We start from the raw sequence: 12,814 nt of genomic DNA, 5'->3' as shown, positions 1-12,814 counted from the left end.
AAAGATATGAAAATGCGAGCGGCAAGCTGCAAAACCGGGCATCAGACAGAACTCAGCGAGAAATACAGGAGGCGCACATGGGCGGCGTGTTAGACAGTGTCAACCAAAGAACCCAGCTGGTAGGGCAAAACCGACTGGAGTTGCTGATGTTTCGACTGAATTCAGGCCAGCTTTATGGCATCAATGTCTTTAAAGTCAAAGAAGTATTGCCATGCCCGGCGCTGACCCTGCTTCCGCATAGCAGCAAAGTTGTGCGCGGAATTGCCCATGTTCGTGGTCGTACCATCTCTATCCTGGACCTGAGTGTGGCAACCGGTGGTCGACCGCTGCAGGACATCAGCAAAGGTTTCATTATTATTACCGAGTATAATAACTCAGTTCAGGGTTTTCTGGTTGGTGCAGTAGAGCGGATCGTTAACCTGAACTGGGAAGCGATCAGTTCGCCCCCCAAAGGTTCTGGTCGTGCGCATTATCTGACTGCAGTCACAGAAGTGGACAAGAAGCTGGTCGAAATCCTGGATGTGGAGCGGATTCTGGCTGAAGTTTCACCGCCTTCGGAAAACTTGAGTGAAGACCTTTATAACAAAGGGCAGGGCGCTGATCATCGGTTGAATACGGTTTTGATCGTTGATGACTCCAGTGTGGCCCGCGCACAAATCAGACGATGCTGCGAATCGATGGGCCTGGACACTGTCGTGTTAAACGATGGTCGTCAGGCGTATGAACACCTCAAGACACTGTTGGCTGAGGGGCATAACCCGGCTGACAGATATATTCTGCTGATCTCGGATATTGAGATGCCGGAAATGGATGGCTATACCCTGACGGCTTCAATCAAGAACGACCCGGATCTGGCAGGTTTGTATGTGATGCTGCATACCTCGCTCAGCGGTGTATTTAACCAGGCAATGGTGGATAAAGTCGGTGCGGATGACTTCCTGGCAAAATTCCATCCCGATGAACTGGCCAGACGCGTGCTGGCACAGCAGGAGCGGCAAGAAGTTGCTGCGTGAAGCTTTGCCGATGACGCCCGAACCTTTACAGTTCAGCAACGAAGATTTTCGTTTCTTCCAGCGCTTTCTGGATACCGCCTGTGGAATTGTCCTGGGTGACAACAAACAGTACCTGGTTGCCAATCGCCTGCGTCGGATTATGGAAGAACTCAATCTGTCGACCTTGCACGAACTGATCGTCAGAATCGAAGGGCATCAACCTGCCGGGTTGAAAGAGCGTGTTATTGATGCAATGACCACCAATGAAACCTTCTGGTTTCGGGATGCCTTGCCTTTTGATGCGCTAAAAGACGTGATCCTGCCGCAATTGCTGCTGGAAAGGCAGTCGCGTAGCCTGCGTATCTGGTCAGCTGCCTGTTCGTCCGGGCAGGAACCTTATTCCATCAGCATGATTATCGAAGAATTCCGGGCACGTCACCCGGGTGCCCTGGTGATGAACCCGGAAATCGTTGCCACGGATATCTCGACTGCCGTACTGGATAACGCCCGCATCGCAGAGTATGACGGGCTTAGCGTTAGCCGCGGGCTAAGCGACGGACGTCGGATGATGTTCTTTGACCCTTTGGATGGCGGGCGGTTTCGCTTAAAACGTGAGATCTCACAGCGAGTCAGGTTTCAGCGCTTGAACCTCAAGGACAATTACGGTGCCATGGGACAGTTCGACATCATCTTTTGTCGCAATGTTTTAATCTATTTTGCCGCTGAGCTGAAATGCGACATTCTCAAACGCATGCATGCCACACTTAAAGAAGGCGGGTACCTGATTCTTGGTGCCTCCGAGTCACTTCCGGCAGCCCTTGCCACGCATTACAAACTGGAGCGCATTAACACGCACACCAGTGTCTACCGACGACAGAGTTTGCCGCCCAACGGCAACTAATTCCCCTGCAAAACGTTGCCGCTGAGCGGCAAACATTCCTTAAGTTATTGAAAAATAATTGTTTTCAGTTCTGGCACGCTGATTGCTTTGTCTATGTCGAATTCAACGGCAACCTAGACAGGCAACATCATGAGCATTGGACTGAGTCAGGCAATCGGCATCCACGAGGACGCACTTTTACTGCGCACCCAACGTACCGCCATTCTTGCCAACAACATTGCTAACGCCAGCACACCCGGCTACAAGGCACGGGATATCGACTTTGCTGCAGCCCTGCAGAAAGCCAGCCAGCACAACAACCAGCCCAACGGCCTGCGTAAAACCCACGCCAGACATTTTGGCGGAATGGAAAGTGATGGCCTGGCTGAAGTGATGTACCGCCAGGCGATGCAAGCCTCTCTGGATGGCAATACTGTTGATGAACAGACAGAAAATGCGGCCTTCGCCCGCCACATGGTGGAGTACCAGGCCAGCTTCCAGTTTTTGAATGGCAAATTTACCGGGCTGAGAAAAGCCCTGAAAGGCGAGTAATCCTTATGAACTTGATGCAGGTATTTGATATTGCCGGCTCCGGCATGAGCGCACAATCGCTGCGTCTCAATACCACCGCCAGCAATATGGCCAACGCAAATAGTGCCTCCAGCAGTGTTGAGCAAACTTATCGTGCGCGTCACCCGGTGTTTGCGCAGCAACTCAGTGAGGCCATGGCGTTTGAGCCCTCAGTTGGCAAACAGGCCAGCGCTGGTGTTCGCGTTGCCGCCATCGTTGAGGACAGCCGTCCTCTGGAGGCGAGATACGAGCCAGGTAACCCCATGGCGAACGATGAGGGCTATGTTTACTACCCCAACGTAAACGTGGTTGAAGAGATGAGCAACATGATTGAGGCATCACGTGCCTTCGAAATGAACGTCAATATTATGCAATCTGCCCGAACCATGATGCAGCAGGTCATGACCCTGGGCCAGGGCTAACGTCACCATTAGCAGGAGAATCTGATGGAAACCGGCGCTACAAGCGGTTCTAACGCACTAAACAAAGTACTTGGTGAGTATGCGCAACCTGAGAAGTCAGCAGGCAGCGGACAAAAAGACCTGGGACGTAACGAGTTCCTGAGTCTGCTGATCGCGCAACTGGAAAACCAGGATCCCACCAATCCCCAGGATAACGGCGAGTTCGTCTCGCAACTGGCACAGTTTTCGGCACTGGAACAGTCGCAGAAAATGTCTGACAGTTTTCAACAGTTTTCCTCAGCCTTTCAGTCCACCCAGAATCTGCAGGCAACTTCCCTGGTGGGGCGTCCGGTACACGTGGAATCAGACACAACCTTTCTGGGCGATAGTGGTTCGATCAGTGTGTTGGCTGATTTTGATCAGGCGGTTCAGTCATCCACGTTGCGCGTCTATACCCCAGATGGTTCTCTGCTGGAAAGTTTTGAGCTGGGTGCGCAAGAGGCCGGGCGACAAGAGTTTTACTGGACGGGAACGGATGCCAATGATGAACGCTTTCCTTCCGGCGATTATACCTTTGAGGTAACTGCCAATACGCCTGAGGGTTCAACGCAAATGGCGACTTATCTCAGTGCCAATGTTAACAGTGTGACGATTGAGAACGGTGGTTCGCTGACATTGAATCTGGCCGGTGTGGGTTCTGTTCCAATGTCTGAAGTGATTCAAATTAACTGATCAGTTTGAAATAACCAGGTGAAAACCAGGAGAGTAAACAATGAGTTTTATTATTGGTTTGAGTGCATTGAATGCCGCACAACAGGAAATCAATGTCACAGGTAACAACATCGCTAACGCCGGCACCAATGGCTTTAAAGCGGCCAAGACAGTATTTGGTGACGTCTATGCCGCCTCGGTTCTTGGTGGCGGTGGTACACAGCAAGGTAGTGGTGTGTCGTTGCAGGAAATCAAACAAAGCTTTGTCCAGGGCAACATCAGTTTCACGGATAACACGCTGGACCTGGCGGTTAACGGCGAAGGTTTCTTTATTCTGTCTGGTGAAGATGGCATCAGCTACTCGCGTGCCGGCGCTTTTGGTACTGACCGGGATGGTTATGTGGTCAATAGTGATGGCGAGCGTCTGCAGGGTTTTGCTCCCTCAGAGTCAGGCCAGGCGACCGGTGGTGGTCCGCTGACGGACCTGCGTGTCACCACGGGTGAAATTCAACCTCGTCCGACCACTTCTGTTGAAACCATTGTTAACCTGGATGCGGCTACACAGCCATCATCCATTATTGGTACCACGTACATCACTAATGGCGGCCGTAGTGGAACGCCACAAACGATTGATGTGGGTGCCGGTCAAGAGCGGCTCAATGGTTATGAAGCTACTGCACTGCGCGTTGTCGGTGCTGATCGCCAGGTGCAGTTGCTGGACGTGCCGGCAAATGCCTCTGCCAATGCGGTGTCTCAGGTTTTTGCTGGCGCCAGTGGTGTGGCGGCGACAGGCAAGACTGTGGGCTACATTTCGAATTTAACAGTTGGTGACCCTGCTGCAGCACCTGGAGACCCAGCTAGATTCGCTATCAATGGTCGCGAATTTGAAATTGATCTCGGCCAGGCAGACTGGCGTGATACCTTGGTCTCGGACATTAACTCGACCTTGAGTAACCTCAGTGCCCGTGTCGAAGGCACGTCGATAGAGGTGACTCATACCACAGGTGCAGATCTTAATATAACCGGTGGTAGTAATGGTAATGCTTCAATTACATTGCAGGGTTCTGAGCGAGACCCTTCCACTGGTGAGTTTGTTGCTACAGCAGCTTCAAGTTCGGCTAATGTTTGGGATAATGAAGAGCTGGTACTGGGCGGTATGATTGAGTTCACCCTGGATGAGTTCGTGGAGCTGCGCAGCTCGGATGTCGATAGTGAAGGGGTAGCGGTAGAGCCGACTAATGCCAACACCATCTTTGGTGACATCAGTCAGCCTGATTCATTGGACGGTGTGCCGTTCGAGACCAACCAGTTTGATCCTACCAACCCGGAAACCTATTACCGCTCTACGGCAATTACCATCTATGACACGGTAGGTACGCAGCACTCGCTGGCGATGTACTACGTCAAAGAGCGTCCGGATGAAACCGGTGATACCAACATGTGGAGCGTTTACTTCCAGATTGATGGCCGGGATGTGGGTTATGACCCCAACTCAGAGGATGGTCTGCCTGTGCCGGCTCGTTATGATTTGCGTTTTGATGACACGGGTCGATATGACCCTAATCAACCCAAAATAGAAATTACTAACTGGTATCCCGTCGACGAAGGTGGACGCCGCATTGGTGCCGGTCCTGTGCCGGGCGATCCCAACCAGGCAGAGATCCTGACCAACTCTAACTTCAGCATCGATCTGTCGCAAATGACGGCTTTCGGTGGTGACTTCTCGGTACAGTCCAACAACCAGGATGGTTTCTCCAAAGGTCAATTGACCGGTCTGGAAGTGAATACGCGTGGTCTGGTATCCGCTCGCTTCTCTAACGGACAGTCTCGTGTTCTGGGTGAGGTGGCACTGGCCAACTTTGCCAACCCCAGCGGCCTGGCCAACCTGGGTGGTTCCAAGTTTGCTGAAACCAGTGAATCAGGTGCTGCTTCTGTATCGGGTGCGGGTACTGCAGGTCTGGGCGCCATTCAGTCTGGTGCACTGGAAGACTCTAACGTCGACCTGCCAACCGAACTGGTACAGCTGATTATTTCTCAGCGCAACTATCAGGCGGCGGCACAGATCATCTCGGCAACGGATGATGCGACACAAACCATTATCAACCTTTAATCACTGATATTGATTTGCCATTGACAGGGTATACGGGAGCGACACATGGATAAGGCATTGTACATCGGCATGACCGGAGCGACGCAGGCGATGAAAGCGCAGGCAATCGTTTCCAATAACCTTGCCAATGCCAGTACCACTGGTTTTCAGGCCGACCTGGCCCAGGCCAGAGCCATGTCTGTGTTTGGTCCCGGCATGCCCAGCCGTGCCTACAGCATGACTGAGAATCCGGGTACTGACTTCAGTCGGGGCAACCTGGAACAGACCGGTAACATGCTGGATATCGCGGTTCGCGGTGAAGGCATGATTGCGGTTCAGGCGGCGGATGGCAGTGAAGCCTACACTCGTGCCGGCAACCTGAAATTGTCTGTGTTTGGTGAACTGCAAACCGGCAATGGTTTGCCCGTGCTCGGCAATAATGGGCCCGTTGTGCTGCCGCCGCATGAGACGGTACACATCGGTGAGGATGGCACCTTGTCTGTTCAGGAGCTGGGCCAGGGGGCGGAAGTACTGGCCATGGTCGATCGCATCAAGCTGGTCGATGCTCAACCCGCTGAGCTGGTGAAAGGTACGGATGGTCTGTTGCGCCGCCGTGATGGGGGTGAAACCCCCGCCAATGCTGAAATTCAGGTGGTCAACGGTTACCTGGAAACCAGTAACGTCAATGTGGTCGATGCCATGGTCGACATGATCGCGCTGACTCGTGGCTATGAGATGAATGTACGCATGATGCAAACCGTTGATGAGAATTCAGCAGCATCGGCACGACTATTGCAATCACAGTAATGAATCGAGGCAGTTGACCCATCACGGGTGACTGACAGGAGCAAAGAACATGCACGCAGCACTGTATATTTCCAAGACCGGTCTGAGCGCCCAGGACACTCGCCTGGCAGCGATTTCCAACAACCTGGCCAACGTCGCAACTGCCGGTTTCAAGAAAGACCGTGTGGTCTTTGAAGACCTGCTGTATCAGATTCAGCGTCAGCCCGGTGCCAGCTCATCACAGTCAACCGAGCTGCCTTCAGGCATGCAAATTGGTACCGGTGTTCGAGTTAGCTCCAGCCAGAAGCTGTTCACTCAAGGCGCTCTGCAAACCACAGGTGAGGCACTGGATATCGGTGTTAATGGTCGCGGTTTTTTCGAGATCATGATGCCAGATGGCAGTTCAGCCTATACCCGTGACGGCCAGTTTCAGGTGAATGCCAACGGTGAAATCGTGACCGGTCAGGGCCACATACTGAATCCAGGGCTGACAGTGCCTGCTGATGCACAGACGATTACTGTGGGCCAGGACGGTGTCGTGACCGTGAAACTGCCAGGTCAGCCTGAGCCGGTGAACATTGGCAATATCAATCTGGTCGACTTTGTTAACCCCTCAGGCCTGCAGGCGATGGGTGGCAACCTCTACTCCGAAACGATTGCCAGTGGTAATCCGCAACAGTCCACACCTGGGCAAAATGGTATGGGTAGATTGGCCCAGGGCTCTGTGGAAAGTTCGAATGTCGAAGTGGTGGAAGAACTGGTTGACATGATTACGACTCAGCGTGCCTACGAGATGAACTCAAAGGCAATCTCGACAGCTGATCAGATGCTGCAGTTCGTGACGCAGAACCTCTAATCAACCTTGCAGAGAATAGTGAACACCCGGAGAAGCAAGATGCATAAAAGTTTACGAATACTTAGCCTGCTACTTATCAGCCTGATGGCATCCTGCGCTTATCAAATGCCGATGCCACCTGAGCCGGGTGATCCCCAGTACGCTCCGGTCTGGTCACAGCCCAGGGCACAGCAACAGGCAATCCCGGGTGCCATTTATCAGCCGGCGACTGCCAGTAATTTGTATCAGCGTCGCGCCCATCGTCTGGGTGATGTGCTGACCATTAACTTGAATGAGGCAACCACAGCAAGAAAATCATCCGGTACTTCCTACAGTAAAGAGAGCAATACCACAGTACCGAACATGAGCTTGTTTGAAACCGGACTTGATACGGCCAGCAGCCTGGGCAGTGGCTCTGAGTTCGGTGGCTCTGCCAACAGTGATCAGAGCAATCAGTTAATTGGCAATATCACTGTCACAGTTACCGATGTGCTGCCAAACAGTTTGCTGGAGGTGCGTGGTGAAAAGTGGTTGCAGTTGAACCGGGGTAACGAGTTTATTCGCATCAGTGGACTGGTTCGTCGGCAGGACATTTCACCGGACAATACCATCGCTTCTACGCGTATTGCGGATGTCCGTATTGCATACAGCGGCACAGGATCATTGGCTGATGTCAACGAACCCGGCTTGTTAAGCCGCTTCTTTGTTGGTCCTTGGTGGCCACTGTAAATAACAGGTGAGAATGATGAGAAATGTCAGATTCAAAAAAAGACAAAATCTGCTGTTAAGCCTGTTGATCGTCGTTGGCCAGTTTCTAGCGATGCCGCTCTCCCAGGCGGATCGCATCAAAGATATCGCAACGTTGCAGGGTGTGCAGGCTAACCAGTTGGTAGGTGTGGGTCTGGTTACAGGGCTTGATGGTACAGGTGACCAGACAACCCAGGCACCTTTTACTGCCGAGTCATTCCGCGCTTACCTGGATCAGTTTGGGATTCCCATTCCTCCAGGTTCGAATTTTCAGACGCGTAACATTGCTGTGGTTAGTGTACAGGCGGAATTGCCTGCGTTTGCCAAGCCCGGTCAGTCCATTGATGTCACTGTTTCCTCTTTGGCCAATGCGGCCAGCCTTAGAGGCGGTACATTGGAGCGTACTTTCCTGATGGGTGTGGATGGAGAGGTTTATGCCATTGCCCAGGGAAATCTGATCGTCGGTGGGCTGGGCGTTCAGGGTGCGGATGGTTCCAGTGTATCCATCAACGTGCCCAGTGTCGGACGTATTCCCGGTGGCGCCTCTACGGTCAAAGAAGTGGAAACCGCATTTAACCAGGGTGATTCCATCACGTTTAATCTCAAACGTGCTGACTTCACCACTGCGCGTCGTGTGTCCCGAGCCATCAATGACTTTATGGGGCAGGGTACAGCGACAGCACTGGATGCGGTTTCCGTTAAAGTCCGGGCTCCGCTGGATTCGCAGGCACGGGTTGCTTACGTGGCTGAGCTCGAAAATATCCAGGTGGATCAGGGCGAAGAAGCTGCCAGGGTAATCGTCAATTCGCGCACGGGTACGATTGTCATTGGTCAGCATGTGCGTGTGTCGCCGGCCGCTATTACGCACGGCAGCCTGAGTGTGACCATTTCAGAAGGGTTTGGCGTCAGTCAGCCCGGCCCGTTCTCTGACGGTGAAACCGCCGTCGTGCCACAGACTGATATCGATATAGAACAGGAAAGCAACCGCATGTTCCTGTTTGATACCGGTTCAACCTTGTCAGATATTGTGCAGGCGATAAATGCCGTTGGTGCTGCGCCGGGCGACCTGGCGGCAATCCTGGAGGCCCTGAAACAGTCCGGCGCACTGCGTGCCGATCTGATCGTTATTTAAGCCGCTTAGCGGGTGAGTTGAGATTTCATCATGACCATGTCTGTAAATGATGCCAGCGTTTTTACCGACCTGTCCGGATTGAACAATATCCGGCAGTTAGGTCGTGAAAATGAGGCGGCAGGCCTGAAACAGGTTGCTCAGCAGTTTGAGGCAATGTTTTTGAACATGATGCTTAAAAGCATGCGTGCCAGTGAAGATGTCCTGTTTGGTGATAACTATACAAACAGTAATGAGATGAAATTTCACCGGCAGAACTTCGATCAGCAACTGGGCCTGCACCTATCCGAAACGGGTGGTGTTGGTCTGGCCGACCAGTTATACCGGCAGTTAAGTCAGCGCTATGACATCAACGCATCAAGTGAAGGCGAAGTCGGTCGTCTTGATGCCGGAGACAATAATCAGGGTCAGGAATTTCCTCTGCCATCCTACCGGGTGCCAGTGCAAAGCCAAATGCCCAATCAGTCTCAGGCCCCGAACGCTGTTCAGCAACAGGCTCCTGTCATTAATAACGCAGCAGCCTTTGAGCAACCAGAAGATTTTGTCAGGGCACTTGAGCCTGCTGCCAGAAAAGTGGCTGGCGAACTGGGTGTGGACAGTAAAGTGCTGCTGGCGCAAGCGGCACTGGAGACTGGTTGGGGACAAAAAATGATTCGTAGTCGTGACGGCCATGAGTCTCATAACCTCTTCGGTATCAAGTCCAGCCCGAACTGGTCCGGCTCTCAGGTAGAAGTGTCCACGCTGGAGTATCGGGATGGCATGGTGCAGCGCGAGCGTGCGCAGTTCCGCGCCTATGGTTCCTTTGAAGACAGCTTCCGCGACTATGCCAACGTGCTTCGCAGCAATGGCCGTTACTCCGATGCGCTCAATGCCGGTGTCGACAGTGAGCTGTTTGCTGAGCGCCTGCAGGAAGCTGGCTATGCCACAGATCCTGCGTATGCCGAGAAGATTAAAGCAGTTATGCGTCACCCCGCCATTGAGGCGACGAATTCAGGGAGTGTCATTCGGTGAGTGACTTATTGAATACAGCAATTACCGGCATTCGTCTAAACCAGGCAGCAATGTCGGTAATCGGTAACAACATTGTTAACGCCAATACAGAAGGCTACAGTCGTCAGTCGATTCAGCAAAGTACCAACTCTGCGCTGAAGACATCGGCAGGATACCTCGGTACCGGTGTCAATATTGACCAGATTATCCGGCATACCGAAAAGTATCTGCAGGATCAGGTGATACGCGATATTGGCACACTGAGTGAGGCCGACACCTATTTGTCCCAGGTCTCTCAGATTAATAACCTGCTGGCGTCGGAACAAACCAATATTGCCAGTTATCTCAATAATTTCTTTGACGCCGTCAATGAATCAATCAATGACCCGGGCTCCATGCTGGGGCGCGAATTACTGTTAACGCAGGCCAAGCAGTTGACGTCCGGTTTTAAAGCCGTCGAGTCGCGACTGCAGGATCAGAATACAGCGGTCAATAAACAACTGGTTGGCGTTGCTGAAAACATCACCTCATTGGGCAAACAGATATCCGAACTTAATCAGTTGATTGGCGATGCCATGGGTAATGACGGCCGGGTTCAGCCCAATGACATGATGGACCAGCGCGACATGCTGGTGCGTCAGTTGGGTGAATACGTGCAGGTGAATACAGTTGATCGAGAAGATGGCGGGCTGGATGTATTTATTGGTCAGGGTCAGGCGCTGGTGGTCGGCAGTTCTTTGCAGTCTGTCAAAGCTGTGCCGGGTAGCACTGATGCAAGCCGTTACGACCTTGTGTTTGAATCCCGAGCCGGAACCCAGGTTGTCAACAAGCTGATGACTGGCGGGCAGGCGGGAGCACTGTTACGGTTCCGGGAAGAGGCACTGGAGCCTGCAGCATCATCGCTGGGGTTGCTGGCGACCGGTGTGGCGGCCAGTATTAATGAGCAGAATCGCCTGGGCATGGATCTTGAAGGAAGTTTGGGGGGTAATGTCTTTACTGACGTGAACAATGCCCAGGTGGCCCGTAACCGGGTTAAGGCGTCAATGGATAACCTGCCGCCGGCTGACAGAAACCTGAATGTCACCCTGGATGATCTGAGCCAGTTAAAAGCCAGCGACTATGAGTTGCGTTTTACTGGGCCGGGGCGGGAATATACCGTGACACGTCTCAGTGATAATGAGGTTGTGAGCCAGGGCATATTACCCACGAGCTATCCTCAGACAGCATCAATGGACGGCTTCTCGATAAACTTTGAAGGTGGTTCATTCCGTAGTGGTGATCGCTTTCTGTTACAGCCCACCCGCAATGGTGCCACTGACCTCAATGTGCAGATTAGCCGTGCGGAAGAATTTGCCTTTGCTTCCCCGGTCCGGGTCAGCGCCAGTCCAGCCAACCAGGGCGGGGCGCAGGTACTCAGCTCTTCCGTTCAGGATATCAGTACCGACCTGTTTGACAAGAAGGGCCAGCTCGATCCACCACTGATGGTTCGTTTTACATCAGCAACGACCTATGAAGTGCTGGATTACTCTGATCCGGCGAACCCTAAAGCGCTGACACCACCGATGTCGAACCTGCCTTTTGTCCCGGGTTCCAATAATGCCTTGTTTCCCAGTGATCCGGGTGGACAAACCATCGTAAGTCAGGGAACTGCGGTAGGGCAGATTGTAATGGGCAGCGCCAATAATGGTTATCCCGGCGAGCAGGTGAGTGTTCAGACCACCGACCCGGAAACCGGATTTATTCGTGAGCAGCGTCTGACTCTCGGTGCGGATGAATCTGCTGAAAGTATGGCCCGCCGCCTCAATAGTCTGAGCGGTGTCAATGCCACTGCCTACAACAGCATTATCATGAATGACTTTAGCGGAGCTGGGCTGGAGCTGTCTTTAAATGGTGTCAACCTGACGGACCCTGGTTTTGTCATGCCGGGAGAGGCGACAGCTGACCCTGTGCCTTCGCCGCTGACTGCGGATTTCCTGCGTGACCGGATCAACAACAGCCCTGACCTGAAGGTTCAGGGTATCTATGCGAAAAGCGACGGTACGAACCTGACCATCAATGCGACCAGCGGGGCTGATTTCAAGTTCCAGGTGGATGGTGATGGCAGTTTCCGGGCCGGTGACGCAGCCCAACTGGTAAATGCACCGGCACCGGGAGATCCAGCACTGGATATGACGGTAGGCGGGCGCGTAGATGTACAGCTGGCTGCTAACTCACAGATGCAAACCAACCAGGCCAATGGTGTGTTCGGGTCAACACCTTCGGGTGTCTCGAACTATCTGGGCATCCAGGTAACCATGTCCAGTGGCAGTGGCCCCGAAGGCCAGCCCAAGGCAGGCGACAGCTTTGTGATCGGCTATAACAATGACGCTACGGCGGATAACCGTAATGGCAGTGCCATGCTGGCGCTGGGTGATGCCAAGCTGTTCTCGGACGGTAATCAGAGCTTCCAGGACAGTTATGGTCAGCTAGCCGAAAGCGTTGGCATCCTGACCAGTCAGGCACGAATCAATCAGAATGCCGGTGAATCGATGCTGCGCCAGTCAATGGATGCCATGCAGTCGGTCAGTGGCGTAAACCTGGAAGAAGAGGCCGCCCGCCTGATTCAACTGGAACAACATTACAATGCCTCTGCGCGACTGATCACGCTGGCGCGTGATCTCTTCGATGTACTGATGCGGTTATAG

12 protein-coding genes are annotated in these 12,814 nt (G+C 52.9%); all 12 read left to right on the top strand.

Features of this window, described 5'->3' with window-relative positions; all coding sequences use genetic code 11:
* Positions 1-77: 77 nt before the first annotated feature.
* Positions 78-1,013, top strand: coding sequence for a chemotaxis protein CheV (locus tag PSCS_RS14880; RefSeq protein WP_068813069.1), 936 nt, complete (start codon positions 78-80; stop codon positions 1,011-1,013).
* Between the two features lie 10 nt (positions 1,014-1,023).
* Positions 1,024-1,893, top strand: a complete 870-nt coding sequence (locus PSCS_RS14875; RefSeq protein ID WP_068813289.1) for a CheR family methyltransferase — start codon at positions 1,024-1,026, stop codon at positions 1,891-1,893.
* Positions 1,894-2,022: 129 nt separating this feature from the next.
* The gene (gene flgB / locus PSCS_RS14870) at positions 2,023-2,424 is read left to right on the top strand and encodes a flagellar basal body rod protein FlgB (protein WP_068813067.1); all 402 of its coding nucleotides are present in this window, start codon (positions 2,023-2,025) and stop codon (positions 2,422-2,424) included.
* Positions 2,425-2,429: 5 nt separating this feature from the next.
* Positions 2,430-2,864, top strand: coding sequence for a flagellar basal body rod protein FlgC (gene flgC / locus PSCS_RS14865; protein ID WP_068813065.1), 435 nt, complete (start codon positions 2,430-2,432; stop codon positions 2,862-2,864).
* Positions 2,865-2,888: 24 nt separating this feature from the next.
* Positions 2,889-3,575 (top strand): flagellar hook assembly protein FlgD, encoded by a 687-nt coding sequence (locus tag PSCS_RS14860; protein WP_068813063.1) that lies wholly within the window; start codon positions 2,889-2,891, stop codon positions 3,573-3,575.
* Between the two features lie 40 nt (positions 3,576-3,615).
* A complete protein-coding gene (locus PSCS_RS14855) occupies positions 3,616-5,664 on the top strand; it encodes a flagellar hook-basal body complex protein (RefSeq protein ID WP_068813061.1) in 2,049 nt (682 codons plus the stop codon).
* A gap of 45 nt (positions 5,665-5,709) precedes the next feature.
* The gene (gene flgF, locus PSCS_RS14850) at positions 5,710-6,450 is read left to right on the top strand and encodes a flagellar basal-body rod protein FlgF (RefSeq protein WP_068813059.1); all 741 of its coding nucleotides are present in this window, start codon (positions 5,710-5,712) and stop codon (positions 6,448-6,450) included.
* A 49-nt stretch (positions 6,451-6,499) separates the two neighbouring features.
* Entirely contained in the window at positions 6,500-7,285 is a 786-nt protein-coding gene (gene flgG / locus PSCS_RS14845) for a flagellar basal-body rod protein FlgG (protein WP_068813058.1), read from the top strand.
* A gap of 39 nt (positions 7,286-7,324) precedes the next feature.
* Positions 7,325-7,993 carry a flagellar basal body L-ring protein FlgH gene (gene flgH, locus PSCS_RS14840; RefSeq protein WP_068813056.1) on the top strand — a complete coding sequence of 223 codons (669 nt, stop codon included), beginning with the start codon at positions 7,325-7,327 and terminating at the stop codon, positions 7,991-7,993.
* Between the two features lie 91 nt (positions 7,994-8,084).
* Positions 8,085-9,143, top strand: coding sequence for a flagellar basal body P-ring protein FlgI (locus PSCS_RS14835; RefSeq protein ID WP_397387578.1), 1,059 nt, complete (start codon positions 8,085-8,087; stop codon positions 9,141-9,143).
* A gap of 30 nt (positions 9,144-9,173) precedes the next feature.
* Positions 9,174-10,151, top strand: a complete 978-nt coding sequence (flgJ, locus tag PSCS_RS14830; RefSeq protein WP_068813052.1) for a flagellar assembly peptidoglycan hydrolase FlgJ — start codon at positions 9,174-9,176, stop codon at positions 10,149-10,151.
* A complete protein-coding gene (gene flgK / locus PSCS_RS14825) occupies positions 10,148-12,814 on the top strand; it encodes a flagellar hook-associated protein FlgK (RefSeq protein ID WP_068813050.1) in 2,667 nt (888 codons plus the stop codon). The genes flgJ and flgK overlap by 4 nt, the downstream gene beginning before the upstream one ends.

Source organism: Pseudohongiella nitratireducens (assembly GCF_001642735.1).
Taxonomy (GTDB): Bacteria; Pseudomonadota; Gammaproteobacteria; order Pseudomonadales; family Pseudohongiellaceae; genus Pseudohongiella; species Pseudohongiella nitratireducens.
The sequence above is the reverse complement of the archived record's forward strand: the minus strand, read 5'-3'. Positions and strand labels throughout refer to the sequence as shown.

Coding starts and splice junctions, on each gene's coding strand:
- PSCS_RS14880 (WP_068813069.1), top strand. CDS start 78: ATGGGCGGCGTGTTAGACAGTGTCAACCAAAGAACCCAGCTGGTAGGG.
- PSCS_RS14875 (WP_068813289.1), top strand. CDS start 1,024: ATGACGCCCGAACCTTTACAGTTCAGCAACGAAGATTTTCGTTTCTTC.
- flgB (WP_068813067.1), top strand. CDS start 2,023: ATGAGCATTGGACTGAGTCAGGCAATCGGCATCCACGAGGACGCACTT.
- flgC (WP_068813065.1), top strand. CDS start 2,430: ATGAACTTGATGCAGGTATTTGATATTGCCGGCTCCGGCATGAGCGCA.
- PSCS_RS14860 (WP_068813063.1), top strand. CDS start 2,889: ATGGAAACCGGCGCTACAAGCGGTTCTAACGCACTAAACAAAGTACTT.
- PSCS_RS14855 (WP_068813061.1), top strand. CDS start 3,616: ATGAGTTTTATTATTGGTTTGAGTGCATTGAATGCCGCACAACAGGAA.
- flgF (WP_068813059.1), top strand. CDS start 5,710: ATGGATAAGGCATTGTACATCGGCATGACCGGAGCGACGCAGGCGATG.
- flgG (WP_068813058.1), top strand. CDS start 6,500: ATGCACGCAGCACTGTATATTTCCAAGACCGGTCTGAGCGCCCAGGAC.
- flgH (WP_068813056.1), top strand. CDS start 7,325: ATGCATAAAAGTTTACGAATACTTAGCCTGCTACTTATCAGCCTGATG.
- PSCS_RS14835 (WP_397387578.1), top strand. CDS start 8,085: ATGCCGCTCTCCCAGGCGGATCGCATCAAAGATATCGCAACGTTGCAG.
- flgJ (WP_068813052.1), top strand. CDS start 9,174: ATGACCATGTCTGTAAATGATGCCAGCGTTTTTACCGACCTGTCCGGA.